At 49.5% G+C, this 26893-nt stretch carries 29 protein-coding genes and 1 riboswitch; of the genes, 13 read left to right on the top strand and 16 right to left on the bottom strand.

The features are described 5' to 3' along the window. Nucleotide 1: 1 nt before the first annotated feature. The 3 genes from B153_RS0130120 to B153_RS0130110 form a co-directional block, all read right to left on the bottom strand. Complete coding sequence (locus B153_RS0130120; RefSeq protein ID WP_026262563.1) at nucleotides 2-832, bottom strand: helix-turn-helix domain-containing protein; 831 nt, start codon at nucleotides 830-832, stop codon at nucleotides 2-4. A gap of 72 nt (nucleotides 833-904) precedes the next feature. Further along, nucleotides 905-1873, bottom strand: a complete 969-nt coding sequence (locus B153_RS37020) for a dioxygenase family protein (protein WP_020600475.1) — start codon at nucleotides 1871-1873, stop codon at nucleotides 905-907. Nucleotides 1874-1950: 77 nt separating this feature from the next. Then, on the bottom strand, nucleotides 1951-3210 hold the full coding sequence (locus B153_RS0130110; RefSeq protein WP_020600474.1) for a glycine-rich domain-containing protein: 1260 nt from the start codon (nucleotides 3208-3210) through the stop codon (nucleotides 1951-1953). Nucleotides 3211-3866: 656 nt separating this feature from the next. On the opposite strand from B153_RS0130110, the gene B153_RS0130105 reads away from it, so the two are divergent. Both B153_RS0130105 and B153_RS0130100 read left to right on the top strand, forming a co-directional pair. Further along, on the top strand, nucleotides 3867-4709 hold the full coding sequence (locus tag B153_RS0130105; RefSeq protein ID WP_020600473.1) for a helix-turn-helix domain-containing protein: 843 nt from the start codon (nucleotides 3867-3869) through the stop codon (nucleotides 4707-4709). A gap of 59 nt (nucleotides 4710-4768) precedes the next feature. Beyond that, nucleotides 4769-5323 carry a cupin domain-containing protein gene (locus tag B153_RS0130100; RefSeq protein ID WP_020600472.1) on the top strand — a complete coding sequence of 185 codons (555 nt, stop codon included), beginning with the start codon at nucleotides 4769-4771 and terminating at the stop codon, nucleotides 5321-5323. A 62-nt stretch (nucleotides 5324-5385) separates the two neighbouring features. Here B153_RS0130100 and B153_RS0130095 read toward each other — a convergent pair whose 3' ends face one another. Beyond that, a complete protein-coding gene (locus tag B153_RS0130095; RefSeq protein WP_020600471.1) occupies nucleotides 5386-6039 on the bottom strand; it encodes a hypothetical protein in 654 nt (217 codons plus the stop codon). A gap of 223 nt (nucleotides 6040-6262) precedes the next feature. Here B153_RS0130095 and B153_RS37015 point away from each other — a divergent pair, with 223 nt between their 5' ends. Beyond that, on the top strand, nucleotides 6263-8242 hold the full coding sequence (locus tag B153_RS37015) for a histidine kinase (RefSeq protein WP_020600469.1): 1980 nt from the start codon (nucleotides 6263-6265) through the stop codon (nucleotides 8240-8242). Nucleotides 8243-8330: 88 nt separating this feature from the next. Continuing rightward, entirely contained in the window at nucleotides 8331-9071 is a 741-nt protein-coding gene (locus B153_RS0130080) for a LytR/AlgR family response regulator transcription factor (RefSeq protein ID WP_040762360.1), read from the top strand. Between the two features lie 48 nt (nucleotides 9072-9119). Here B153_RS0130080 and B153_RS0130075 read toward each other — a convergent pair whose 3' ends face one another. The 3 genes from B153_RS0130075 to B153_RS0130065 form a co-directional block, all read right to left on the bottom strand. Continuing rightward, complete coding sequence (locus B153_RS0130075; RefSeq protein WP_020600467.1) at nucleotides 9120-9959, bottom strand: helix-turn-helix domain-containing protein; 840 nt, start codon at nucleotides 9957-9959, stop codon at nucleotides 9120-9122. Between the two features lie 12 nt (nucleotides 9960-9971). Then, entirely contained in the window at nucleotides 9972-10517 is a 546-nt protein-coding gene (locus B153_RS0130070) for a cupin domain-containing protein (protein ID WP_020600466.1), read from the bottom strand. A gap of 227 nt (nucleotides 10518-10744) precedes the next feature. After that, nucleotides 10745-12385, bottom strand: coding sequence for an amidohydrolase (locus tag B153_RS0130065; RefSeq protein WP_020600465.1), 1641 nt, complete (start codon nucleotides 12383-12385; stop codon nucleotides 10745-10747). Nucleotides 12386-12468: 83 nt separating this feature from the next. On the opposite strand from B153_RS0130065, the gene B153_RS38120 reads away from it, so the two are divergent. Together B153_RS38120 and B153_RS0130060 are read left to right on the top strand one after the other, a co-directional pair. Continuing rightward, nucleotides 12469-12648, top strand: a complete 180-nt coding sequence (locus B153_RS38120; protein ID WP_020600464.1) for a hypothetical protein — start codon at nucleotides 12469-12471, stop codon at nucleotides 12646-12648. Continuing rightward, nucleotides 12641-13210 carry a Uma2 family endonuclease gene (locus tag B153_RS0130060; protein WP_020600463.1) on the top strand — a complete coding sequence of 190 codons (570 nt, stop codon included), beginning with the start codon at nucleotides 12641-12643 and terminating at the stop codon, nucleotides 13208-13210. The genes B153_RS38120 and B153_RS0130060 overlap by 8 nt, the downstream gene beginning before the upstream one ends. Before the next feature lie 206 nt (nucleotides 13211-13416). Here B153_RS0130060 and B153_RS0130055 read toward each other — a convergent pair whose 3' ends face one another. Continuing rightward, complete coding sequence (locus B153_RS0130055) at nucleotides 13417-14259, bottom strand: helix-turn-helix domain-containing protein (RefSeq protein ID WP_040762359.1); 843 nt, start codon at nucleotides 14257-14259, stop codon at nucleotides 13417-13419. Nucleotides 14260-14443: 184 nt separating this feature from the next. Here B153_RS0130055 and B153_RS0130050 point away from each other — a divergent pair, with 184 nt between their 5' ends. From B153_RS0130050 to B153_RS0130030, 5 genes are all read left to right on the top strand, one after another. Beyond that, complete coding sequence (locus tag B153_RS0130050) at nucleotides 14444-15475, top strand: sensor histidine kinase (RefSeq protein WP_020600461.1); 1032 nt, start codon at nucleotides 14444-14446, stop codon at nucleotides 15473-15475. After that, a complete protein-coding gene (locus B153_RS0130045; protein ID WP_245564971.1) occupies nucleotides 15472-16173 on the top strand; it encodes a LytR/AlgR family response regulator transcription factor in 702 nt (233 codons plus the stop codon). The genes B153_RS0130050 and B153_RS0130045 overlap by 4 nt, the downstream gene beginning before the upstream one ends. A gap of 115 nt (nucleotides 16174-16288) precedes the next feature. Then, nucleotides 16289-16948 carry an SRPBCC family protein gene (locus tag B153_RS0130040; RefSeq protein WP_157634977.1) on the top strand — a complete coding sequence of 220 codons (660 nt, stop codon included), beginning with the start codon at nucleotides 16289-16291 and terminating at the stop codon, nucleotides 16946-16948. A gap of 12 nt (nucleotides 16949-16960) precedes the next feature. After that, nucleotides 16961-17680, top strand: coding sequence for a porin family protein (locus tag B153_RS0130035; protein WP_157634975.1), 720 nt, complete (start codon nucleotides 16961-16963; stop codon nucleotides 17678-17680). A 40-nt stretch (nucleotides 17681-17720) separates the two neighbouring features. Further along, a complete protein-coding gene (locus B153_RS0130030) occupies nucleotides 17721-18422 on the top strand; it encodes a DUF4386 domain-containing protein (protein ID WP_020600457.1) in 702 nt (233 codons plus the stop codon). A gap of 24 nt (nucleotides 18423-18446) precedes the next feature. On the opposite strand, the gene B153_RS0130025 is transcribed toward B153_RS0130030, so the two are convergent. The 8 genes from B153_RS0130025 to thiM form a co-directional block, all read right to left on the bottom strand. Next, the gene (locus B153_RS0130025) at nucleotides 18447-19289 is read right to left on the bottom strand and encodes a helix-turn-helix domain-containing protein (protein ID WP_020600456.1); all 843 of its coding nucleotides are present in this window, start codon (nucleotides 19287-19289) and stop codon (nucleotides 18447-18449) included. 85 nt (nucleotides 19290-19374) lie between these two features. Further along, nucleotides 19375-19923 carry a cupin domain-containing protein gene (locus B153_RS0130020; RefSeq protein WP_020600455.1) on the bottom strand — a complete coding sequence of 183 codons (549 nt, stop codon included), beginning with the start codon at nucleotides 19921-19923 and terminating at the stop codon, nucleotides 19375-19377. 89 nt (nucleotides 19924-20012) lie between these two features. After that, entirely contained in the window at nucleotides 20013-20618 is a 606-nt protein-coding gene (locus B153_RS0130015) for a hypothetical protein (protein ID WP_020600454.1), read from the bottom strand. Between the two features lie 65 nt (nucleotides 20619-20683). Next, complete coding sequence (locus B153_RS0130010) at nucleotides 20684-21538, bottom strand: helix-turn-helix domain-containing protein (RefSeq protein WP_020600453.1); 855 nt, start codon at nucleotides 21536-21538, stop codon at nucleotides 20684-20686. 120 nt (nucleotides 21539-21658) lie between these two features. Beyond that, on the bottom strand, nucleotides 21659-22309 hold the full coding sequence (tenA, locus tag B153_RS0130005) for a thiaminase II (RefSeq protein WP_020600452.1): 651 nt from the start codon (nucleotides 22307-22309) through the stop codon (nucleotides 21659-21661). 98 nt (nucleotides 22310-22407) lie between these two features. Continuing rightward, the gene (thiD, locus tag B153_RS0130000; RefSeq protein ID WP_020600451.1) at nucleotides 22408-23214 is read right to left on the bottom strand and encodes a bifunctional hydroxymethylpyrimidine kinase/phosphomethylpyrimidine kinase; all 807 of its coding nucleotides are present in this window, start codon (nucleotides 23212-23214) and stop codon (nucleotides 22408-22410) included. 48 nt (nucleotides 23215-23262) lie between these two features. Then, complete coding sequence (thiE, locus tag B153_RS0129995) at nucleotides 23263-23889, bottom strand: thiamine phosphate synthase (protein WP_020600450.1); 627 nt, start codon at nucleotides 23887-23889, stop codon at nucleotides 23263-23265. Continuing rightward, nucleotides 23886-24692, bottom strand: coding sequence for a hydroxyethylthiazole kinase (gene thiM, locus B153_RS0129990; RefSeq protein ID WP_020600449.1), 807 nt, complete (start codon nucleotides 24690-24692; stop codon nucleotides 23886-23888). Before thiM ends, thiE begins: the two co-directional genes overlap by 4 nt. A gap of 50 nt (nucleotides 24693-24742) precedes the next feature. Then, a riboswitch (TPP riboswitch) is annotated at nucleotides 24743-24844 on the bottom strand. 120 nt (nucleotides 24845-24964) lie between these two features. On the opposite strand from thiM, the gene B153_RS0129985 reads away from it, so the two are divergent. Together B153_RS0129985 and B153_RS0129980 are read left to right on the top strand one after the other, a co-directional pair. Next, a complete protein-coding gene (locus tag B153_RS0129985; RefSeq protein WP_020600448.1) occupies nucleotides 24965-26257 on the top strand; it encodes an alpha/beta hydrolase family protein in 1293 nt (430 codons plus the stop codon). 82 nt (nucleotides 26258-26339) lie between these two features. Further along, complete coding sequence (locus B153_RS0129980) at nucleotides 26340-26891, top strand: GNAT family N-acetyltransferase (protein ID WP_020600447.1); 552 nt, start codon at nucleotides 26340-26342, stop codon at nucleotides 26889-26891. Nucleotides 26892-26893: the final 2 nt, after the last annotated feature.

Raw genomic sequence — 26893 nt, 5'->3', positions numbered from 1 at the left:
GCTAAAAGCGGTTGCCCCAGTCGGGCGAAGCCATGTCCTGAGCCAGAAGCATAGAGGGAGGCACTTCGGCAAACTGCCGAAAATCGCGCATCATGTGCGAGTAGTCGAAATAGCCACAGGCATAGGCCACGTCGTGCCAGTCGAGTTGGGGCTGTTGTTGTTTCAACTTAAAGGCCCGGTCGAAGCGGGCAATACGGGCAAAAAATTTCGGACTCATACCCATCCGCTCCAGAAATTTACGCTCCAACTGCCTCGAACTCAAACAAGCCTGATCGGCCAGCCAATCGAGCGAAAGCGGCTGCTGTGCCTCTTTAATGGCCAGAATAACCTTGTCGATGGGTAACGTTTCGGGGCGGAGCCAGACCAGTTTCTTCAGCAGATACGCTTCGATGTGGGCGATCATTCGGTCGTAATCCGTTTCTTCCTGCAACTGCTCGTTGAGGTCTTTCATGCCCGCATCGGTGAGGTACTCGGCGTTCATTTCCTCATTTTGAAACGTATTGATGGGTATTTTGCCCAACAGTTGGTACAGAAAACCGGGCTGAAAACAGACCTGAATAATCAGATGATCGTCGCCAAACTGGATATTGATACGTGACGTTTGCTGGCCTACAAAAATGCTGGTTGCCGACGTGCGGCTTTCATCGGTGCTATTGATGATCGCTTTGACCGAACTGCGTGGATAAAAGAAAAGCGACTGATCGGCGTCGGGTGGAATGGGCTTGATGCGCTGGTGAACGGGAACCCCATGCATTTGCACGTGAAGCAACAGATAATGCCGCACATACGGACGCAGGGCAGGGTGAGGAGGTATTCGCGGTCGGAAAACCATTGTAAGACAGGTAGATAGCTTGCCTAAAGATAGATAATTATCAGACAATACTTACCTGTAGGATGGTTGTCTTTAGAGTTTAACTCCTTCTAAAAACTTATCTTCGCTCGGATGCAGGTGCAAGCTAATTACTTTTCCGGCCGTATTGCGCTGAAACAGGAGATAGGTATTGTAAAACGACCACGAGCCAAACTCGTCTTTGGCGTGCCAGAAGACCTCGGTTTTGGGCGAAAACGGTAGCGTCATGAAGAGTTGCGCCCGCTCGACGGTCAGTTCCAGAACGATGTTTTTAGTCGCAAATTCGGGTATGTAGCTGGCCCATTCGTCAAAGCCTTTGCCTTCGGTTCGGAGCGCGTATCGGCCAATGTATTCCCTAAGTACTTTTTCAGGAACCTGGTTGGGTTGCACGGCATCCAGTGTAATAGGAAACGAAACGGTTGGCGTGGCTGAGTTGGTTACCAGCGGCCGGATAATCTGTAGCTGTTCTTCGTGCGTGAGATAATTCAGAATCCCATCGGTTTTGTTCCGCTCTTCGCCCTCAAAAAATAGCTGCGTGACCCGTTCGTGATAGCCGCGTTTCGAGACTTTGAAGTGGATATGTCTCGCCCGACTCCCATACAAACCCGGCAAAATGGTTTTGAAGCGGTAGTCGCCATTGGCATTGGTAATGGCCTGACCCCAACCCTGAAAGTTAGGGTCTTCCTGTCGGTCTGAATGATCGAATTCGTGCCGATACCGACCGTAGTGATTGGCCGACCAGATTTCGACTACCGCACCAGGCAATGGTGTACAGTTCGCATCGGTTATCTTGCCTTCCACCACAATGACTTGTCCGGTAGCTACGCCCGTTTGCCCGGCCATGCGTGTAAGATCAATGTCGTGATCGGACTGGGTTCGGTACTTCATGGTGGGGTAGGGACCAAGTTCCAGAATCGGTGTAGGCTGACAGGTGGGCTTCGGTTCTTCCGAAAGTGGAATACCCGCCGTTGTGCTGCCTGCGGCCAGACCCAGCAGTGTTCGTAACCAGTTTCGGCGGTGCATATCGTCCTCTTAAATAGCACGCTCCTTGCGTGAAAAATACTTGTTTGTGTTCATTTTTAGGATATTACGTTTGTTGGTTACCAATGAATGATAATCATACCGGCGGCTCCATCGCCACCCGAAAGATCACCACCCCCACCTCCTCCGCCTGGGAAACTGCCCGTTTGTCCACTCCCTCCATTTACGGAAAACAGCAATGACGTTGAGTTTGTCAGTGAATACTGCGATCCATAACCTCCCGGCTGTATACCGTATGCGGTACCGCCATCGCCACACTGTACTATAAAAATATAGTCGGTAGCGCTTTTCTGTCCATACGACATTTTGGCATTCGATCCATTGCCTCCCTGGCAACCAAAGCTCAGATTAGACCCGAATGCAAACCCTCCTTGCTGGTTGGTGGAGCCACCGTAAGCCCCAATAGACCCTGTAGCGCTATTGATCTGTGAATTCCCCCCATTAGAAATAGTAGTGGTCCATGAGCCTCCAATGCCTTTAGCTCCGACAGTAAGCGTCAAAGACATTCCAGGTGTTACCTGCAAGTAGCCACGACCATATCCGCCGGCACCTCCCCCCGATGCCGACAACGTTATTCCGTTGGTTTTTGCCCATGTACCTCCGGCTCCTGCTCCCCAAACTTCGGCTATAATTACAGTTACATTAGCCGGTACTGTCCAGGTAGCGTTGCTTGTAAACACCTGGCTATTCTGAAACTGGCTGGTTCCGGTTGAATTGGTGTTTACATAATTGGTATTTACATATTGCCAGTTCGTTCCGGTATGTATGGCCATCATTTGCTGGTCAGTATTGAATACCAGATTGCCAGCCTGTTGAGGGGGAAGATTGTTTTGTTCTGACGTAGAGAGTTGAGGCAGTTTAACGCTATTGGCTTTTAGCGCCCAGGCTGTCCGGGCTTGGTCTTCTGCTCTGGTCAGGCCTGCTAGCGTCAGTGTGAATGAAGTCGATGCGGTCAGGGGAATAGGACCACTACCATAGCAAATACCGCTTCCCGTAAATACGCCCGCTGTATAACTGAATGCATTGCTGGTAGCCGGGGGCAGATTGCCCGTTACAACGGTTCCTGATAGGGTTCTGGCAGCGGTAAAAATAGTTCCATCAGGAGGCTGTATGGTCGATGCGCTGGGCAATGGCACACTGGCAATCTTGGTGAGGTTAGACATTCCAACACTGGTGCCTGATGGACACGTAATGGTATAGGAACCCGGTGGTTCGCCCTGATAAAACGTACTGGCCGACAGTGTAACAACAGGTGGAGAGGGCGTTTGAGCCAGTAAGTCACCGATAACGAATAGCCAGAGCAGGTAGTAAAGTCGCATGGTTGTGAATGGTTATGCCCGCTTAGGTCAGGAACTTTGACGCAGCGTTTTGGCTGGTTCAGCGATAACTAGTGTAAATCACTTGTTGCGCAATTTGCAGATAGTAATGGGGCTTTCGGTGGTAAAAAAACGACATCTTTTGACCGTTTACTCAACAGCTTACTTTAAACACATCTCCTCAATCGTAAAGGCATTCGGTAGGCTTTCACCAGGATGATCGGAAAATAAGTTCGACGGAAACTACAAACGCGCCCCCACTCGTTTCCACTTTTTCGTGCCAGTAGCTAAAATTGACCTGCCAATGGTCGAAATTTTACGAGAACTGTTTTACTCAACAATCCGGCCGTTCAAAACCTCAATAAGGAAGCTGTTTAAACTTTCATAAATAGGTGGTAATAAGTGTTTTTTGTCATCCCGAGGAACGAGGGATCTTCGGTAATAGGGTTGTTTTTACTCCTACCGAAGATCCCTCGTTCCTCGGGATGACAAAAAACACCTAGTTCTTCTTGAAAAAGAAAAGTTTAAACAGCTTCAAGTGTAATCTCGTAATTGTTGAAATGGGTTGCCTGAAACCCACTAGCTATGCTTTTTAGGGAACGGTTGGTATATTCATTGTTAAGTTGCGTACATTTTCGATTAGGAAACCATCGGTCAGTATGCTCCACCTGGTTGTTCAACCACACGAATCTTTGAGGCTCTTTATTAAAGAGTATCTGGTGGTGCATTTCGATTTTGCCAACATGACCGAAAGACCTTCGAAAGTATTCCCTCCCCGGGCCGATTCAAGCCTTATTTTTTACCCAACTCATTCGTTCAGAAAAGTAAATCCACAGTCAGGCCGGCAAGTCGACATTCCGCGTTCAGTGGTGCAGGGGCAATTGCTGACCAACTGGTATCATCAATACGCTCAGGAATTTACCTGTGTTAAAGTCGTCTTTCGTCCGGGCGGGCTGTATCATTTGTTGGGCAAAATGCCCATGACCTACCTGCTCGACGAAACCATAGATGCCGAAAATGTTGTCGGGAAAGAAGCCAACAACCTCCTTCAACAACTGATGGATATGGGCGACTACATGGGTATGATTCGGCTGCTTGAAACGTATTTGCTTCAGAAATACCACCATATCAAACTGGTTATTGAACCCATTGACAAACTAAACCCGTTCTTTACCCATGCTGGTGCCTATTACTCACTCGGCTATCTGGCTAATCAGGCTTGTTTGAGTATTCGGCAGTTTGAGCGCAAGTTTAAAGAACGCACGGGCGTAAGTCCCCGACTGTTTACCCGGCTGGTGCGGTTCAACCAGGCGTTTGAGTTGAAAGACGAACATCCCGAAAAAGACTGGCTCGACATTGCCCTTAGCTGTGGTTATGCCGATTATCAGCATATGGTCAAAGATTTCAAACAGTTTGCGGGGCTTACGCCGGTAGGGCTGATGCGGGAAAACGAGCAAAGCGTTGACAAACGGCTGGGTATTCCGAAAGTTGTCGTTTTTTGACCACTAACCACCGTGTTAGACCGCCTACTTTTGGTGCGTTACCTTAATCAACCAATTGTATGGAACACCAAACCCGTCGAAAGGCACTCAAAAGCCTGTCTGCTGTTGCAGGCTCATCGTTCCTTCAAACTCCCTCATTTGCTATGGAAACCAATCCAACTCCGTTTGTGCTACGACAGTCTGAAACCCGTTTTGGCGAGGTTTACAATGTCATGGGCATGGACAAATTTCTGAAAATTTCGGGAAAAGACACCAACGGCCAACTGTCGCTTTTCTTTGGTTATTATGTCAAAAACGACAGTGCGCTCATGCACGTTCATTACAAAGAAGACGAGCAGTTTTATGTCCTGAACGGCGAGGTGTTGTTTCAGGTAGGCGACGACCGGCACACGCTCAGTGCGGGCGATCTGGTCTTTCTGCCGCGCAACATTCCGCATACGTACCTGGTCTTGAGTGATACCGCCCAAATGCTTTTTATGACTACGCCAAGCGGCAAAACCGAAGCGTTTTTCAAAACACTTTCGCAGTTGAAAAGCCGCCCCTCGCCCGAACAGATGCAGCAATTTTTTAAAGACCACGATTTGGGGCTGGTAGGACCACCATTGACGAGATAGTGTGTATGGAATCGAATAATAAACCCATAGGGTGCAATCCCGAATTGGCCCTATGGGTTTATTCACCCAAAACAAACCTGCCACATCCGCTCAACCAGTGGTTGCCCAGCCAGAAACAGGCCAAATAGCGGCAGAAATAGGCCCAGAAATACACCCAGTGAAATCAAATACGGTTTGTAAATTTTCCGGTGAAATCGCTCATACAGTAACAGGCCGCCAATAATGAGCAGTTGGGGCGTCCCCGCCGGTAGTGGAATCTGCGGCAGGCGACCTAAGGCCGGACTGATAAATGGCAGAATGGTCATCACCATAAACCGGGCGTGGTAAGCCGGATTATGCCGATACGCAATGGCCAGGCTGTAAAACGCGACAAATAGACTCACATCGAGAATATTGACTAGAAAAATGCCCAGGTGTTTCTGATGCAACTGTCCCGACCGGGCTACCAGCACCAGCAGAATAACCATCACCGGCACAAAGCCATAGGTCGCCTTCCCCAATACGCGGTGCAGCGCCACCTGCTTCCGCACAATCAAAATCGGTTGGATAATCAGTAACGAAAGCCAGATGAGTACTGTAAGGGCATGAATATGAATAAGGCCATGAATACCCACAAACTGCGGAAACAGTCCGAAGTAGGTTTTATAAAAGGCCACAAACACCAAGAGCAGAACGGCTCCAAACAGGTAGCTGACGTTTCGGTAGGCTTTTTCCATGATGATTGAAAAAGTTAAGTTCAACCGAATCTACAGACGCACCCCAACCCATTTCCACCTTTTCAATGCCAATAGCGGAAACCGACCTGCCAATGGCGGTAATTTTGTGTGAGTTGTTTCCCTCAAAAATCCGGTCGTTCAGCCGCTTCTGCCTACCATTCGCAAAGAAGCTCAAGGATTTACGTAGCTTTCTGGTGATATTCGGGAAAGAATAATCAACACGATGCGGTGGATACTCAGTCTCTTTCTGGCCGTTGTTTACGTACCTCTACTGGCCCAGTCGCTGCCGCCAGTCGAAGTCGGTAAGTTGCCTCCGCCCCGAAACATTGGGCCGTTTACCGAATTCTTTGAAGATACCTCTGGCGACACGCTCCCCCTTTCGGTTATTCAGCAGCAACCGTTTCGGCCATTTGCTCAGAAGCGCAACGAACGCACCTCCAACGCCGATAAACCGTTGCTGGTTACGTGGCTACGCTTTCGGATTCAGAACACCAACCCAACCGATACCATCCGGCTATTTTACGACTGCTGGCAGGGGTTCTACATCAATGTATATGAAAACAACCGCCGACTGGCCCACGTAGGCGTAGGTGTTGTGCGGCCTAAAGATTCGCCCAATACCTCGGCGGTCCTGCTCCGAATTCCGCCGGGGCAGACTTACACCTATTACGTGCAATCCATCAGCCAGGTGATGAGTGTGCTGCCTATTGTGTCGCTGCTCTATACGCCCGAAGACCACTACAGGACAACCCTCGAAAATGCTTACCTCGAAGCACCTTTGCTGGTTTATTTGTCGTTATTGGCAGGTAGTTTGCTGTTTATGAGCCTGTTTGCGTTTTATTCATACCGGCTCAACCGTGATAGGGTGTTTTTGTACTATGGCCTTTATACGTTAATGGGGTTTTATCTGACGATTCAGCATGTCGATGACCGATTTGGGTTGGATATGTTCCGATTAACCCGACTGCCACTGGCACTGCTGTTTGTATTCTACGCCTTTTTTATGAATCAATTGTTGGCCATTCGGTCGCAGCAACCGCACATCTGGCCGTGGGTGAAAGGGCTGCTGGGGCTGGCTTTTGTCGAGATTATCTGGACAGGGCTGGAAGAACTTACGGGGGGCTTATTTCTTAACAATAACTTCTTATATCGATTTAAACTTCTGCCAGCGTGGTTGCTGCTTCTGCTGATTACCCTAGCCTTAGTTCGCAGTCAGGTTCCGATAAAAAAGTATCTGTTGGTGGGTGTAGCCACGTTGGCTGTATTGGCTTTCTTACCGCAGTTTCTGAACCCGTTTGTGCCGAATCTGCCCGCACGAATCGAAATTTTTGTGAATAACCCCGGCTTCTGGAGCCTGACCGGAGTGGCTATCGAATCGCTTTGTTTCGCGCTGGCACTGGCTTATCGAAGCCGCCTGGTCGAACTGGAAAATATGTCGTTGCATACCCACTATACGCAGGAGCTTGAAAAACAGCTGACCGACCGAACTGCCGAGATTCAAGCCCAGAGCCAGCTCCTGGAAGAACAGCGTATCCGGCAACTCGAACTGAGCTTTGAGCAGAAACTGGCCGAAACCGAAATGACAGCCCTACGAGCGCAGATGAACCCGCATTTTATCTTCAACTGCCTGAATTCGATCAAACTGTATGCCACTGAAAACAATGCCGCCAAAGCCTCCGACTACCTCACCAAGTTCAGTCGGTTGATTCGGCTCGTCCTTGAAAACTCCCGTTCCGAACGGGTTACGCTTCAAAATGAACTCGATGCCCTTCAGCTTTACCTGGACATGGAGGCCATGCGGTTTAAATCCAAGCTGCGCTTTGCGATTGAGGTGGCCGAATCGATTGATACCGAGTTTATCGAAATACCGCCTTTGCTGCTTCAGCCGTATGTCGAAAACGCCATCTGGCATGGGCTCATGCACAAACTGGAAGGGGGCAGTGTACAGGTTCGGGTGGAGCAGCCGACCGACAATCGGTTGCGGGTAACCATTACCGACGATGGGATTGGACGGGTAAAAGCCGCCGAACTAAAAAGTAAATCGGCCATGCCCCAAAAGTCGTTTGGTATGAACGTAACCAGCGAACGAATTGCCCTTATCAATCAGCTTTACAAAACCCAGACTCATATTCAACTCACCGACCTCGTCGATTCCGAAGGCCACCCCGCCGGAACCGAAGTAGTGGTGGAGATACCGATTTAATTGTGAATGAGCGAATGAGTGATTGAGTGAATAATTGTATGCGTCAGCTATTCACTCAATCACTCATTCGCTCATTCGCTCAATGATTATGTTGAAAGCGATCCTTATTGACGACGAACCGGATTGCGTGCGACTGCTGGCGCATGAGTTGGCGGTGCATTGTCCACAGGTTCAGGTGATTGGGCAAACGACCAGCAGCGAGGATGGGCTACGACTGATTCAGGTTTTGCAACCCGATGTGGTGTTTCTGGATATTGAAATGCCCCGGCTGAATGGATTTCAGTTGCTGGAAAAGCTCGGAAGCATTTCGTTCAGCCTGATTTTTGTAACGGCCTATAACGAGTTTGCGGTGAAAGCCTTCCGGTTCTCTGCACTCGACTACTTATTGAAACCTATTGATTCGGAGGATTTGCAGGAGGCCGTTCGGAAGGCCGAACGACAGCAACGCATTGATGCCCGGCAGGTCGATATACTTCGGAGCCAGTTACACAGCCATCAGTTGGCCGACAAGATTGCCGTTCCCTATCAGCAGGGTATTATTTTTCTGCCGATCAATGAAGTTATCTACTGCGAATCGGACAGTAACTATACCAAAGTTGTCGCTACGCAAAACCGCCATTACCTGCTCACCCGTACCCTTCGTGAGGTGCAGGAGGTGCTGGAAGAGAGGAACTTTTTGCGGGTTCATCGCCAATATGTGATCAACCTTGACCACATCAAACTCTTCATGAAAGGCGAAGGTGCTTATCTGGTTATGACCAACGATGTCAGTATTCCCGTTGCCCGCAATCAGAAAGAGAAGCTCGTGCAGCGGTTTGGGTGGTTATGAGTTTGGTAAGTCAGGTAATTCGCCCAATAGGTAGGGTATTTACTAAAATTATACCTCAACTTTTCCAAAGGTTCTTTCCGGCCCTTTTTCCTGGGCAACAAGGAAGCCATTGGGGGTGAGTTTAGTGAACTCTTTAAAGTCTTTTACCAGGTGCTGATAATCGTAATACCCCAGTTGTAAAGCAATGGTAAGCCAATCTTTCTGTGGATACGCATTTTTACATTTCATAGCGTTCTCGAAGCGGGCAACACGAGCAAACAGCTTAGGGCTTACACCTTCTCGCTCAATGAATTGACGGTAAAACTGCCGCTGACTCAGGCAAGCCTGGTCGGCCAGCCAATCGAGCGATACATTGCCTGTATGATGCAAAATAAGCTGGCTAACTTTATCAAGAGCAGATACTCGTTTTTTGGACTGCTGAATCAAGTGTTCAATAAACGTCTCAACAATCGGAATCATCTCGGTATAGTGCCTGGTGTAACTCAGCCGTTCATTGACCAACCGGATTTCTTTCGAAAATATAGCTTCGGCATCAACAAAACGGTTGGTGAGTTCGTAACTCGGAATCCCTGTCAGTTTAAACAAAGCCCCTGGCTGAAACTGCACCTGAAATACCATAAAATCACGCCCTACGTAGCGATTTGTGGCAATGGTATGTTGTCCGTAAATGCGTGAACGGGGACTTTCCAATAGGTTTCCGTCAAAGCCATATTCTACTTTTTCGGGGTCTTTTGGAAAAAACGCCAAACAATTTTCGGCTCTTGGCCAATAAGCCTTTACAGGAAGCTCAACAAAGTGACTGGGGAACTCACAGGCTACAATCTGCAACAGCCTCACGTACTCACGCAAGGCTGGGCTTGGCAGACGATAATCATAGATTCCGTTCATAGCAACAATGTTTTAGTACGAGAGCGGTGGTCCCACTACGTTCATATCATGATCAGCAAAGATTTTTGCCCCTTCCTGTGGCGAAGGTTGCCCTTTCAAACTACCCAATACCCTAAAATAGTCTTCCATCTTGCCCGAAGGTTGGAAGAAAAACAGCATCTTACCTGCATCGGTCAGTTGAGCGAACGTATGAGGAACCTGGCGAGGCAGGAAGATACTATCCCCTACCGAAAGTGTATGTTTTTCATTACCTACCTGAAACAGATAGTTGCCTTCCAGGATAAAAAAAATTTCGTCCTGGTATAGATGAATATGCAGTGGAGGGCCTCCTTTTTCGGTACCCCGATATTCAAAAACGGTAAGCAACCCATCGGTATCTTTCGATGAAATCTTGATGTCATTGGGGCTTTTACCGCCAATTTTTGTTTTTTCGCCAAAGCGAGATTCGCCGTTTTTAACAACAAAAGGCTTTGGATTACTTTGCGCATTGGCCATAGGCAGCGTTCCCAAAGCCGTTAAACCTATAGACGTGTTTTGCAGGAATTCTCTACGTTGCATAACTGGATTGTTTAACTATGTCATGCAAATGTTGATGCTTTCCTGAACGGTATGGTGGTAAAAATCAGACATTTCCCTCACTTAGGTATCTGGTTTACCTAGTTTTTCTAGTATACGTTATGTTTCTAACAGCACGGTATGCCGTAGCGGAACTGTGTAATTTTTATTTCTAAAATAAGCGTTGCCATAGTTTAAGTGCGTTTTACAAAAAATACATAAAACCCGTATTAGTTAATTTTCAATAAGCCTGCATCGTATACAACCTTACCGTTCACCATCGTCAGAACGCTTTCCGTCTGGAGTAGTTTAGGAGCGGGCACTTTGAAAATATTCTGCGATAGTACCACCAGATCAGCCACTTTGCCGACTGTCAGGGTTCCCTTGGTATTCTCCGCAAACTCGGCATAGGCGGCTGTGCGGGTATAGGCAATAACGGCCTGCTCGCGGCTAATGGCTTCGCTGGGTCGGCGCGGATGGGTGGTTGCAAACATAATATTCAGGTAAGGATTAAATGGACCATCCGACCCAATCGCCAGTGGGATATGATTGGTTAGCAAAGTTTTCATAGCCATACCGTGTGTGGATGGTGGCCCCATCGGGAACCCTTCCATCGGCGCAAAATGCGTAGGGTTCTGCACGATGATAACGCCCATGTTCTGTGCCTTTTTCAGGTATTCGGGCGAGTAGTCAATCTCGTCGCCATGCTCAAAACGGGGTCGCAACGCTTTCCAGTCGACGGGCATAGCGGCCATTAGATCAAGTAGTTTCCCAATCGACTTGCTACCGCCAATGTGGAAATGCAACTGGTCTTTACGGGCAATGGCTTCTTGGCACATCCGTTCAATTTCGGGAACGGTGTAATTCATTCGACCATACCAGCCGGGGCGATTAGGGTACGGGTCAACCTGTTCGGCACCACCTTCCAGGGGCGTACCTTCGAGCAGCCATTTCGTACCACTCACCGTCAATAACGGTAAATCAGGCGTTGTTTTGGGCTGGTCTTTCGCCGGAATACTTAAGCTGCCATCGGTGTTCATGTCGCCCCAGCGAATCAGGCGAAGGCGAAACGGTAATCCGGCTTTTTTCCAGATTCGGGCGTAATCGGCGGCCGTAGCGCCCGTACACATATTCTGGTAGCTGGTGATTCCGGCTTTGAGCAAGGCCTGCGTCATACCCCTGAACTCGCCGATCATCGCGTTTTCGTCGCGCAGCGCGGCCATTTTTGCATAGCTGGTATGCGGCCAGTAGGCATTCTTTTCGTAGCCTTTGCCCGTCAGGGTTTTGCCATCGGGCATTCGTTCGTAAAAGCCACCTTTGGGGTCGGGCTGGTCGTCAGCAATGCCCATTTCACGCAGTCCCAGTGTATTATACACGCCAACATGACCCCACCATGAAAGCAGCCGAACGGGGTGCCTGGGTGCAATTTTATCCAGCACAAACCGGGTAGCCTCCGGCGAATTGGCGATGGTTATACCAATTGTTCCTTCAATCCATTGACCTTCGGGGGTTCGCTGAACGGCCCTCTTCAGCGAATCCAGCACAGCCTCCCAGGATGGGTTCATGCCTGTCGATGCGATTTTTGTCGCTTTCAGGCCACCGGGTAAATGATTATGCGCATCGTTGAACCCAGGCACAACCAGCATACCACCCAGGTCGATACGTTTCGTTTTTGGCGAGGCTAGTTTCTCAATGTCGGCCGTTTGGCCAATAGCCGTTATGCGACCGTCTTTAATGGCCAAGGCCTGCACATACAACTGGCTGGTATCCGATGTGAAAATTTTTCCATTCGTCAGAATCAGGTCGGGTTGCTGCGCCATAGCCCCAAGGCTAAACAGATGGATCAGGAAGGCGGTTAATACGATTCGCATGGAACATGTGTTTTGGTTTACCAGCCAAAACTATCGCCATGCGTCGGCGTGCCAGATGTAAAAAAACGACATAAATCTAGATCGTGGCTCTGATTGCGAGCGTAACCGTATTTTTGACCAAAGGCTATTACAGTCCTCATCGGTCAGGGATTCCGAAAGAAGTTTCGATGGATTTGGCTATATTGAGCGTATCGAAAACGAACGGAAATGATCGCTACGAAATCTGGAATACGGCCAAAAAGGCTCAAAACCAAGGTGCCTGACTACCTCATTTACGAAATCATGGATGGTAAGCCTATTCACTATAAAGGCTACCGGGAGGTATTGGCAGGTACAAAAAAGTTTTCAGAAATTATAGGATTGAGTACGCTACAGTCATTTATTGTCGCTTACCTTCAACGACTACTTTTTAGGGAATTGAGTGAAGACCAATACACAGTTCTGTCCAGCGAAACGGGGCTTCATCTGGATAAGCGAACCAATCTGGCGGGCGATATTCTCATTTTCGATAATGCGACGTTACCCATCGACGCTATCAATGAATTTTATGCACAGGTGCCGCCCAACGTGGTGATCGAAGTCGATATTTCGGCCGACTCGGTTGACGTAGATGCGGATGGCTATATCTTTCAGAAAACCCAGAAACTACTGAATTTTGGTGTGGAGAAAGTGATCTGGATTACGACTGTGGCTAAGAAAGTTACCGTGGCTACCCCGCAGGGCGACTGGCAGGTAAAAGACTGGCATAAAGATATTGACGTACTGGATGGTATTCAGTTCAATATCGGTCAATACCTGGCCAAAAAAGGGTCTTCGTTCGCTTAACGACGATTGCCGATCAATAAACCTGTTTTATCAGTTGTGCCAATAGTTTTTTGTCATCCCGACGCAGGAGGGATCTTCGGACATTAACTATTCAAGAGTTCACCCGAAGATCCCTCCTGCGTCGGGATGACAAAAAAGAGCCATTATAACTTGCTTAAGAGAAAGTTTAAAAAATGGATCTTGCCTGGCTTTTTGATGGATATTGATCACGAAAGAGAAGGCCCCCGGTCGGGCGAAGCTGTATCCTGCGTCATCAGCCTAGTAGGTGACACTTCGGCAAACTGCCGGAAGTCGCGCATCAGGTGTGAATAATCGAAATAGCCACAGGCATACGCCACGTCGAGCCAGTCGAGGTGGGGCTGTTGGAGTTTTAACTTGAAGGCTCGGTCGAAGCGGGCGATGCGGGCGTAAAATTTCGGACTCATGCCGAGCCGCTCCTGAAATTTTCGTTCCAGTTGGCGACTGCTCAAACAAGCCTGGTCGGCCAGCCAGTCGAGTGAAAGTAGATGGTTTGTCTCTTTAATGGCGAGAATTACTTTGTCAATGGGTTGTAGCGGCAAAGTACGCCGGGCTAATGAATCCATCTTTTTGAGCAGGTACGCTTCAATGTGGGAAATCATGCGCCGATGATCGGTTTCTTCCCGCAGCCGATCGTTCAGCTCGTTTATTCCGGTATCCAGCAGGCATTCCGCATCGATTTCCTTTCCCTGAAATTCAGTAGCTGGCATTCCCCCAAGCAGTTGGTATAAAAAGCCGGGCCGAAAGCAAACCTGGATAATCAGGTGATCTTCGCCAAGCAGTATATTCATCCGCGATGTTTGCTGCCCGACAAAAATGCTCGACGGGTTGGTTCGGGTTTCGCCGTTCCGATTGACAACCGTTTTGGCTACACTACGTGGATAAAAGAAGAGCGACTGATCGGCGTCGGGCGGAATCGGCTTCACGCGTTGATCGGAAGTGATGCCAGCTAACGGTATATGGAGTAGCAGATAATGCCGCACATACGGCCGTAGCGCCGGATGGGGTTGTATGTGCGGAAAGAAAACCATAATAAAGCTGGCAGAGGGCTGATGGTATGCTGAGTATGCTGAAAGATACGAAATTCCTGACAGCATTCTTAAGCGCTTTTTGACCCGCTTGGCAGACGAATACGACCGACTGGCAGAATGGAGTTGAGGTTCTGCCCAAAACAAAACAATTTTAGCGCCCTTATCCATCAAGGAGTTGCCCTGAATGAAACGATCACTTGTCATTACGCTACACGTTGGTTTCTGGCTGTGTTACGGCCTGTTGATTCTGTTGCTGTTGGGCGTATTCTTTCGGAACAATGCCGATGAGGAGCGGGTCAATTATTACTTTGGGCTGATTTTTCGGATGGCTGTCGTACCATCGGTCATTGGGTTTTACCTGTTCTATTGGCTGGTGTTTTCGACCTATGTGCGTACCAGAAACCTTTGGCTTTCTGCGGCTTATGCGTTATTTGGGGCGCTGCTGGCTGCGGGTGTAGGGTATCTGGGCGTAACGAGTCGGTATGGTACGGCCTGCCTGAGTAAAACTGGGAGCGTGCTGGGTGGTTTTCTGCTCATTGCCTTTGCGGCTTTTTTGAGTGGAGTGGTGGCCCTGGTCATTCGCGGGTGTATCACCTGGTATTCGGAAATCAAACTAAAGGAGGCTCTGGTCCAGAAAAACCACGAAATGGAACTGGCGCTGATCAAATCACAACTCGACCCGCATTTTCTGTTCAATACCATCAACAACATCGATGTGCTGATTCTGAAAAATGCCGCTGCGGCTTCGTCCTACCTGAATCAATTGTCCGATATTATGCGGTTCATGCTCTACGAGACCAAAACCGATGTGATTCCTCTGGCCAAAGAAGTCGAATACATCGAAAAATACATTGCGCTTCAGAAAATCAGGACGGCCAATCCGAATTATATTCATTTCTCGGTAGAGGGGTCGTTGCATGGCAAAACGATTGCCCCAATGGTACTCATACCGTTTGTGGAAAATGCCTTTAAACATACCGGAAACAAGAAGCTCGATCAGGCCATTTCGGTAGCTATCTGTAGCCGGGAGAAGGCCATCGAATTCATTTGTAAAAACCGGGTAAATACCCATAAAACCGCGCTGTCGGAGGCCAATGGGCTGGGTAACGAACTGATCCGAAAACGACTGAATCTGCTGTACGCTGAGCGACACACACTCACGGTCAGCCAACAGGAAAACCAGTACCATGTACAACTGACCATCGCTACCCCATGATGCATCGCTACACCTGCCTGATCCTCGAAGACGAACCGCTGGCGCTGGAACGAACGCAGGAATTTGTCGGCAAAATTCCGTCCCTGATGCTGTGCGCTACTTTCGACAATGCGCTCGATGGACTGGTGTATCTAAAACAGCACCCTATTGACATCCTTTTTCTGGACATTAATATGGATGAACTGTCGGGTATAGAGTTGCTGGAGAGCGCCCGCATCGATAGCCAGGTTATTATGACAACGGCTTACCCCGAGTATGCGCTGAAAGGGTATGAACTCAACGTCGCCGATTATCTGCTGAAGCCGTTTACCTTCAATCGGTTTGTACAGGCTGTCGATAAAGTGCAGGAAAGACTGGCACTCCGTCAGCCCAAACACCAGCCGGATTACATCTTCGTGAAAACCGAAAACCGCCTGGAGAAAATTACCCTTTCCGACATCCTCTTCATCGAAGGAATGCGTGACTACCGACGCATTCATACCATCGATAAAAAGATTATGACCCTGCAAAACTTCAGCGAATTTGAGCAGCTTATTCCGCCCAGTCAGGTCTGTCGGGTGCATAAGTCGTATATGGTGGCGATTCAGAAAATTGAGTCGATTGAACGCAGCCGTATCCGCATTGCCAACCAGCTTATCCCCATTTCGGATACCTACAAAGACCTGTTCTTCCAACTGATCAACAGCACAGTCCAATAGCGCTCACCGATTGAAATCGACGGTTGGCAGACATCTCAGCCCCATTGGCATAACCAAATTTCAGCCGTCTGTTCACACCCGGACATTTGTATAAACCAACAACAGGTTTATGCAAATGATCGAATCTTCTACCCTGGGGCGGCAACTACGCGTCCTGTTGACGACGCTCCTTCTGAATACTGCCGGATTTGCCCAGTCCGCTACCTGGATAACCGAGAAATCGAAAGATGGCACCGTAACGGTCCAAAGCTGTGTGTCGAAGCGTACCGATGCTCAGGGGCATTCTCGTATCTGGATGGAATATGTAGCAACCACAACGGCCAATGTGCGCGTTTCGGCCTGTGTAGCGGTACTAAAAGACATTGCCCGGCATAAAGATTTTCTGGATGCGAAGGCGAGCCGCCAGCTCAGTGGGTCGGCAACTGATTCCTGGCTGGTTTACTACTACTTTGACCTTCCCTGGCCCATGCCCGACTCCGACTGTGTAGCCAGCATGCACTTTTCGGAAGACGAGGTTGCCAAAACAGTGACCTTCACATTGACGGCGGCACCCACGCTGTTTGAGAAAAAGGCCGTTGATCGGATAACGCAGTACAACCTGACCTATCAGTTTAAAGACCTCGGCAGTAATCTGACCGCTCTGACCATCACCTCATCCGTAGTTCCGACGGCACAAGTCCCTGTCTGGCTTATGCGCAACTATTTTCCGGAAGGCCCGGCCGACGTCTTGCATAAGCTTGTACAGATGGCGAATCAACAGACCATTCATCCTTAAAAAAACAACCTGATGACTACTTCACTCAACATGTTCCGAAGGGTAGCTGCAACCCGTTTTGGTTGGCGCACGACCCGGTTGCTGTTTTTTGTAGTGTTCAGTCTGTCTAGCAAACAGGCGTTTTCGCAACAGACTTCGCTTAACCTGCTACTCAATGGCGTAACTACGCATTTCAACTACGGTAGCCAGAACAATACCTTGAAAGACTACAAAAAAGGGGTTTTAGGCGCACAGATAGGAGCCTCGTTTCAGGCCGGGATTACGACTCACTTTTCGCTGGTGCCCGAACTTTATGTGGTCATGAAGGGCGGCAGGCTGCTGGCAAATAATCCGCTAACTACCACTCCTTCGACGGTTCGGTTGTATACCCTGGAAGTACCTGTTCTGGCACGATTTCACCTGGGGCGATTTTACCTGAATGGTGGACCTTACGTGAACTATACGCTTGGCGGCACGATGCTCGCGGAAGGAACCGATGTGACTCCTCAAAAAAAGATGGCAATTGACTTTGGGCATACCAATGGAACGTTCAACCATTGGGAAACGGGGGCACAGGTGGGCGTTGGATACGCTTTTCCTCTCCGGAAAAAGCGGCTGGCTATCGACGTTCGGTATAGTTACGGGCTCAGCAGTGTATCGAACGGGGTGGACCGATACAATCGATTCCTGAATGTCGGCCTGCTTGTCTCCCAGCCCTGGGCCACCAATCCGCTCGGACGTAAACACTACTGATTTGGCTGAACATAACGAATAACGATTAATTTATACCCCGATGAAACCAACCCGAACCCTTGCTACCGTTGTCGGTTCGCTCTTTATCAGCGCGGCTGTTACAGCCATCCTGGGACTTGCGTTATACGATCCCATTCTTCACCAGCCTAATTATGTTTTACAGGATTCCAGGTATGAAAACCAAGTGATTATGGGCGCTTTTTTTGAAATTATCCTTGCCTTTTCCGTGATTGGTACGTCTATTTCCGTATTTCCGGTTCTGAAAAAACAAAACGAGAGTCTGGCTCTTGGCTATGTTTGTGGCCGACTTCTTGAAGCCGCGATCATTGTCGTGGGTATCATCAGCCTGTTAGCCATCGTGACGTTGAATCATCAGTTTGCAACTGGAGCAACGTCTGATACGGCCTCTTTGCTGACAGCCGGTAAGGTATTGGTGGCTGTTCATGACTGGACTTTCCTGTTCGGGCCTAATATCGCATTGGGGCCTAATACGCTGATGCTAAGTTATCTGCTCTACAAGTCGAAGCTCGTGCCCCGGTTCATACCAATCCTGGGGTTTATTGGCGGGCCTTTAATTTTTCTGTCCGCTATGTTTGTGATGGCTGGCCTCTACTCCCAGATTTCGGTTTGGGGGACCATTTGTGCCATTCCGGTATTTGCGTTTGAGATGTCGTTGGCGGGCCGATTAATGGCGAAGGGGTTTCGTGTTCCTGAACCTCACTCTGCGTTACTGATGAGTTAATTCAAGGTATGAATCAGTAGAGACTTACGTTTCGGCCACACCGAACACACGCTCGGGTGATTTCGCTTCGGCTTCGGAAAAGGCGTTGGGTGTCAGCCGGGTAAACTCCTTGAAATCCCGGACCAGATGCTGGTAATCGTAATACCCCAGCTCGACGGCTACACTAAGCCAGTCGAGGTTTGGACGGGCATTTTTCAGTTTCATTGCGTTTTCGAAGCGGGCAATACGGCTATAGAGTTTCGGGCTTGTACCTATACACTCGACAAACTGTCGGTAGAACTGCCGTTGCGATAAACAGGCCTGATCGGCTAACCAATCCAGCGAAACGCCTGCCGGGTAGTTTAGCAGATACTGCGAAACTTTATCAATGGACCGGGCCTGTTTATACCGGGATTTATTGATAAGGTGCCTCAGAAAGTCTTCTACAATCGGGATCATTTCGGTGTAATGTTTCGTATAACCCAACCGTTCGTTTACCCGCTGGATTTCCGTCGAGAAAATGGCTTCGGCATCCACAAACGTATTGGTCAGTTCGGAGATAGGAAGCCCCGTCAGGCGAAACAAAGCCCCCGGTTGAAACTGGATTTGGAACACCATGAAATCGCGCCCGACATGCCGATTGGTAGCCAGCGTATGTTGACCATACAACCGCGAGCGCGGGCTGTCGAGGGCTTTGCCGTCGAAGCCATATTCGATTTTCTCCGGGTCTTTCGGGAACAGCGACAGGCAATTTTCGGCGCGGGGCCAGTAGGCTTTTACGGGTAAATTGGACAACGATGCCGGAAATTCGCAGCCAATAATCTGAAAGAGCCTCACGTATTCACGTAAGGCTGGGCTGGGAAGTCGGTAGTCGTATATGCCGTTCATAGAGTGGGGGTAGGGCATGGGGTTTGGGGCATAGGGTGAAATATGGCCATCGACCCTATGCCCCAAACCCCATGCCCTATGCTATTTATTTTAACGTCAGCGGTGGCCCAACCACGGTCATGCCATGTTCTTTATGTAGCTTCTGGCTTAACTCTTCGGTTGGTGGGCCTTTCAGTTCGTTCATTGTCAGGAAGAAGTCCTCCAGGTTACCGGCTGGCTGTACCATGTACACTTGTTTACCATAGTCCGACAATTGAATCCAGGAATGCGGAATACCGCGCGGGGCAAACACGGTATCGCCTGCCTTTACGGTAAATTGTTCCTTGCCTACCTGAAACAGATACTCGCCTTCGATGATCGAAAACATCTCGTCCTGATCGTGATGAATGTGTAAAGACGGGCCAACTTTCTGCTTCCCAATGTACTCAAATACAGCCAATTGTCCACCTGTATCTTTGCCCGATATTTTAACGTCGTTGCCATTGATACCGCGATAGGGCGTATGGACGCCAAAACGGGCGTCGCCTGATTTGACAACAAATGGAGTTGGATTACTGGCTGTGTTACTGGTTTCGCCATGCGCCAGTATTGCAGGAGCCGCTAGGGTTATTGTGAGGAATTTTCTGCGTTGCATAACTGTCTTCTGAATAAGCCGTTATGCAAAATTTGTGTACGTATCAGGCAATCTGGTGGTAAGAATCGGACATTTTGCGCAGCAAGTGACTAGATCTGAGTTGTTTGCACACTGATTTCCTGGCTACGCTGCCAGGCGGCCACCCCAAGTGCCATCCATGGAAAAGCCCATAGTCCGATCATGGCTGGTGGCCTGGCTCCGGTGATAATCAGCAACGGAAACATGAATAAAAATGGAAAGCATCCGACAACAAGTGGTATATACCGTTTCCAGCCCGTCCATATATTCGCTTTTAGGGTGGCAACCCCAACTAGTAACATACTTACACCATTCATGAAAGCCCCTAACGGAGCGAAGGGCAAGGGTATCCAGCCACTTAAAAAGTAGAGGCCGGCACTAATCATGGCTAAGGCCAACCATTTGCGTCGGGGCCCAAACCCAGTTGGTTCGCCTGCCTCCCAAAGCGAATAAGCGCCTATAAACATACAGGCAATAGATACAGGCCCAAGCCAGAAGGACGGTTCCAGCGAAAAAAGTACCTTGTTTACAAAAAGAAACGGCAATACAAACGTGCCGTCCAGCGCTTCGTCTTTAGCTCCCAGGAACCAGAACGGATACCCAAAAATGAGATAGCCAATTCCGGTCAGCACATAGCAGATGCCCGCTGTTTTAAGGTGGTTAATCGAATGAATCATGGTCGTGTGTTTCAGACAAAGCTGAGGAAATGCAGCACGCAGAGCATAGTAAAAAAACGACAACCTTAGCCTCGTAAGCCAGCCTGTTCGTAAGCGGTAAAGAACTGCTGAAGGGCCAGTTCGTCGGCAAACAACTGGCTGGGCGTAGCACCCGCAAACTGCTGAAAATCTTTAACCAGATGATTCGGGTCGTAATACGCACACGCATAGGCAATGTCGGCCCAGGAGCGGCCGGGGCTTGTTTCGCGGAGTTTATAGGCTTGACCAAATCGGGCGATACGCGTAAACAGTTTTGGGCTAACGCCAACCCGCTCACGAAACTTGCGCTCAAACTGGCGTGGGCTGAGGCAGGCATCATGGGCTAATCGGTCGAGTTGGTGATAAGCCGACGAACGAAGCATTTGCCGGGCAACCCGGTCGATGGGCAATACGTCCTGGCGGCACTGAGCCGCTTTTTTGAGCAGGAAATCTTCCACCAGATGAATCATAGCTGCGTAACTGAGGGCTTCGGGCAGTCGCTCGTTTACTTCCTTTAATGTATGGCTCGTGACCGATTCCAGGTCAGCAACGCCATCAGCCAGCAGATACATCGGCACACCCAGCAACCGAAACAGTGCCCCCGGATGAAAGCTGACTTTGAGCATCAGATAATTGGGCTTGATGGTGATGTTCTGACGAGTGAGCTGCTGCCCGACTATATTGCTCGATGCGGCTGAGAGGGGTGTTTGGCTACCGACCGAAACGCTATGGGGTAAATCGAAGGGGTAAAAATACAGGCACTGTTCGGCCGTGGGCGGATAGGGCTTGGGCGATGGCGATTGGCGGAGTGTACGGCTGTCAAACTGGATATGGATAATCCAGTAGTGGCGAATAAAATCGTGCAGAGCGGGATGAGGAGCGTATTCTTTAAAGAAAAACATGGTAGGAGCTGTGTTTCCTTAAAGCTACTCACGTATAGGTTTGTTTTTGTAGGTGTCTATTGGTTATCTTGTTAACAATCAGGCTTTTTAGTTAACGGTCAGTAATCTTAAAAAAGTCCATCATACCTGCCACTGATTCTGCGTATAGGCATCGTTCCAGAAATACCACTCCAGTTGACTCGATATGCGGAAGGCGTCCTGCATTTGTTGTCGTTCGGCTGCTCCTGCCTGTTCGGCCAGCCGATCCGTTATGGCCAGCATTTGGTTGACAGATACATCAAATGCTTCGCCTGCATAGGTATCGATCCACGTTCGGTAGGGGTTTTCCTGAAGGGCTTGTTGGTAGATATGTTTGCCCACCTGCCGATAGATCCAGAAACACGGTAGTACCGCTGCTGCACCAACGGCAATGGATTGGAGCGACGTAGTGGCCAGCAGGTAATTGGTATAGGCAAAACAGGCGGGCATTTTTTGCGTAGCCGGTTCAATGGCATAAATCGAAAAATAAGTTTCGTGCAGCGCCCGCTCAACCAGAATGGCGTTTTGAGCAAACTGAGTAAACTGCAACACATCATCCGTACGGATCGACCGGGCAGCCAGTAGATTGAGCGCACGGCTAAAATCGGCCAGATAGAGGGCGTCCTGCTGAATGTAGTACTGAAACAGGAACGTTGGTAGACTTCCTGCCATCAACTCATTCACAAAACCATGTTTCAGAATAGAGTTATAAATAGGGGCAATGTCCTGCCAGAGTCGTTCAGTGAATTTCATACTTATTGCTTATGGAACCGCTCGGCGGACCGACGGATTTTTATGACCCTTATGATTTACACAGATCTTAATGAATCATAAAATCCGCGTTCTATTTCTTATCGCCAGACGTTATAAAAATGGTGAACAGGGCCGTGCCCATACCCTAATTTGTAATCGGCTCCGGCTTGTAGCGTCCCTGTCAAATATGTTTTAGCCATCGAAACGGCATCAACGACCGATAAGCCTTTCGCCAGGCCAGCCGCAATGGCCGACGACAGTGTGCAGCCCGTGCCATGCGAATTGTTGGTAAGGATGCGCGTCGTCGGAAACCAATGTTGTTCATTGGCCGAAATGTAGAGTAGATCGGTACTTTCATCATCCACTAAATGGCCTCCTTTTACCAGAATCGCTCCCGGACAAAGCGTTGCCAGACCGGCAGCCGCAGGCAGCATATCCGCCTTCGTCTCTACAGATCGCCCCAGCAATACGCTGGCTTCGGGTAGGTTTGGAGTAATAACCGACGCCAGTGGAAGCAGGTAGGTTTTCAACGCATCGACGGCTTCGTCCTGAAGGAGTTTATCGCCACTCTTGGCAACCATAACTGGGTCGAGCACAATAGTCGATACATTGAACGCGCGTAATGTGGTGGCTACCTGCTCGATGATGTCGGGCGAATGAAGCATACCAATTTTAACGGCATCGACCCCAATGTCGCTTAATACGGCTTTCAATTGCTCAACAATAAAAGCGGGCGACACCGGAAAAATGCCTGTAACGGCTTTTGTATTTTGGGCCGTCAGGGCGGTCAGCACCGACATGCCGTAGCAGCCCAGTGCCGAGAATGTTTTCAGATCAGCCTGAATACCAGCCCCTCCGCCACTATCGGAGCCAGCAATGGTTAATGTACGGATGTATGTGTTCATAAGTGTAAATAGCGAAAGAGTGAAAGAGTGAAGCCACCCGGCAGGTATTCACTCTTTCACTCTTTCACTCATTAATAATTCCCGGCTGGCTTCATAGGGCGATGGGTGGCCGCAAATGGCTGATACGACGGCGGCCCCTGTTATACCCGTTTGCATTACCTGCTGAATGTTTTGGGCATTGATGCCGCCAATCGCGAAGGTTGGCAGGCTGGTCTGAGCGCAGATTTGCCGAAGTCCTTCCAGTCCGAGCAAACTCGACGTATCCTGTTTGGTACCCGTTGGGAAAATTGTAGCTATGCCCAGATAATCCAGTTCGTCGCTGTGAATGGCTTGTAATTCGTCCAGATTGTTGATCGACAGGCCAATGATTTTGTCTTGGCCAAGCAGCGCCCGAACCATCGGGTAGGGCATATCGTCCTGACCAACATGAACACCATCGGCATCGAGCGCCAGGGCCACATCGACTCGGTCGTTGATAATCAGTTTGGCTCCGTAAGCCTGTGTGATTGGTTTGATTTCAGCGCCCATTTCCAGAAAAGCCCGTGTCGACAGGTCTTTCTCCCGCAATTGTACCCATCGGACACCTGCCCGACAGGCTTCTTCCACAACAAACGGAAGCGTATGACCCGCCTTTCGGGCCACATCGCTGTCGGTTACCAGATATAAGCGATTCACGAGTGGGTCAGGTTGAGGGTGTCGGTCGGTTGGGCTTCGGTCAGTTGATACAGGGCGTCCAGGAAGTTGACCTGCAAGCTACCGGGTGCTGGATTCTTGGCTACGGCCAGTTCCCCCGCTACGCCCATTACCGCCATTGCGTGCGTGGCTGCCTGAAAATAGTTGGTGTTGACAGCCGCAAAAGCGCCCGTTAAGGCCGTTGCTGTACAACCCATACCCGTCACTTTCGTCATCAGGGGATGCCCGTTAGCGATTTTGGCGGTTCGGTCACCGTGAATAATGTAATCGATTTCGCCACTGATGACCACCACCGAGCCCCATACCGAACTCAGCCGCTGAGCTGCATCGACAGCCGCATCGGAGCCATACAAACTATCAACGCCTTTGGTTTGGGCGTTCAGACCGGCCAGTGCCATAATTTCGGACGCATTGCCGCGAATAATGTCAGGCGCTGCCAGCGTCAGCAACTCTTCACTAACCGTATTGCGAAACGAAGTGGCACCTACGCCAACCGGGTCGAAAACAATGGGTTTGCCCAGGGCTTTGGCCTGTTTCATGGCGCGTTTCATACCAGCTACAAATGTGGCATCGAGCGTACCGATATTGACCACCAAAGCGCTTGAGATGGCAACAAATTCTTCGACTTCTTCGGGGGCATGAACCATCGCGGGCGAAGCACCAAGCGCCAGTAAGGCATTGGCCGTATTGTTCATGACGACGAAGTTGGTAATGTTGTGAATCAGAGGAGCCTGCGCACGAATGCGTTCTACATCGGTCCAGATTGTGGTTTTGAGTTGAGTCATGTTGCTGTTTATGAGGTAAATACATACAGCAACTTTAGAGGAGAGCAAACGAAGCTTCGTTAACTTTTCCCTACGGCAGTACGAACTGCATCAGGTAGTGAGGGTATTCTCTCAGTCTGAACCGTTCCGGTCAGACACCCCTAAAGTTGTGAAGCAAAGGTAGCAGATAAAAAGGTACCTGCTAATAAAAAACGCGGGTCTTTCTCAGGTTTAAAAAGTTTGCAATAGCTTTACAAAAACCTACTCCTATTCCTTAAAAATCAATGCAATTAATGGCTGTTCGTTACCTGATTTTCCTGTTCATCTCACTGGCAACGGTCCGGCAAACTACGGCCCAAACGGCTGGCGATACGTTTGTCAATGGTGATTTGCTGCCCAATGCACCTGAGCTGGCAGCTCGCGGAAATTATCCGGTGGGTGTACGAACGCTAAAACTGGTTCATAAAGACCAGGTCGATGTATTGCATACAAAGGATGGCAAGCATCCTTTGTATGATCGGCCGTTGACGCTCGAAATCTGGTATCCGGCTTGTGTTTCCACTACAAAATCACCGCTGGTACAATACGAGTCGGTGTTGGGCAGATCAAATGATCCCAAACGCCCTATTGTACCCTTTACGTTTCCGGGTCGCGCCAGCCGCGATGCCGAACCCGACCGTAGTGGGGGAGCTTATCCACTGGTTATCGTGTCACATGGCTATCCGGGGTCGCGGCTACTGCTTACCTACCTGACTGAAAACCTGGCCTCAAAAGGCTACGTTGTCGTTGCCATAGACCATACCGAATCTACCTACAGCGATCTGGCTGCCTTTCCGAGTACGCTGGTGAATCGTCCACTCGACGATCTGTTTGTCTTGAACGAAATGGCCCGGCTGAGTGGTAAAACCAGCAACACATTTCTGGCGGGATTGCTCAACGCCGATAATACGGCTCTGATTGGTTACTCGATGGGCGGTTACGGTGTACTCAACACCACCGGGGCTGGTTTCAGTGCCGAAGCGCTAAAGTTGTTTGGGCAAATGACCAATGGAAGTACGGCCCTGGAACCCCGAACGATGAATTCACCTGCCTATAAACCAACACTCGACGCCCGGATCAAAGCCGTAGTAGCCTTTGCGCCCTGGGGCATGGAACGGGGTGTATGGGATGCTACCGGATTAGCCGGATTGACGCTACCAACGCTGTTTATTGCGGGCAGTAAAGATGATATTTCCGGTTATGAAAAAGGAATCAAAGCCATTTACGAAGGAGCCGTCAATGCCGACCGTTATCTGCTGACTTACGTCAATGCCCGGCATAATGTAGCACCGAATCCGCCCCCAATAGCAACCCTTCAGCCCGGGGTATCGCCGGATGAGTATGGCCACTATGCCGAACCCGTCTGGAATGAGCATCGGATCAACAACATCAATCAACACTTCGTAACCGCTTTTCTGGGTATTCACCTCAAGAAAATGGAGTATGCCAAGTATCTGAATCTGCCCGAAACGGATGCGCTTGGACCGTGGACGGGCTTCAAACCCCGTTTCTCACTGGGCCTGGAAATGCGCCATGCCAAACCCTAGCTAGTACAACAAAGCCCCCTTTCTTTAGCCACTTCTAAAATGGAGAAATGCCTCTTTGCTGTGAGGGAATACACTACATTGAATGACCGAGTTATACACACCCCGCCTTCTATTGCGCCCCTGGAAGCCTGAGGATGCTGAGCCGTTTGCGGCTATGAATGCCGACCTGGAAGTAATGGAACACTTTCCAGGTTGTTTAAGCCGGATCGAAAGTGAGGCAATGCTCGAACGCATGGTCCATCACATGCGCACAAAAGGTTGGGGTTTATGGGCTATCGAAGCGCCGGGCGTTGCGCCGTTAATTGGTTTTTGTGGCTTATGGACGGTTTCGTTTGAGGCTCCGTTTACACCTGCTGTTGAAATTGGCTGGCGCCTGGCCCGCCCTTATTGGGGCAATGGCTACGCGTTTGAAGCCGCTACGGCTGCTATGAACTTCGGCTTTGATGCACTTAACTTGCAGGAGATCGTATCGTTTACCATTCCGGCCAATATTCGCTCCTGGCGGCTGATGGAACGTGTCGGTATGACGCATAACCCCGCCGACGATTTCGACCACCCACGACTGCCCGAAGGACATCCTATGCGTCGGCACGTTCTATACCGCAAAACGCGCGGTAATTCGTTATCTTCCTAACC

The organism is Spirosoma panaciterrae DSM 21099 (assembly GCF_000374025.1).
GTDB classification, from domain to species: domain Bacteria; phylum Bacteroidota; class Bacteroidia; order Cytophagales; family Spirosomataceae; genus Spirosoma; species Spirosoma panaciterrae.
Note: the sequence above shows the minus strand (reverse complement) of the source record. Positions and strands in the feature narration are given on the sequence as shown.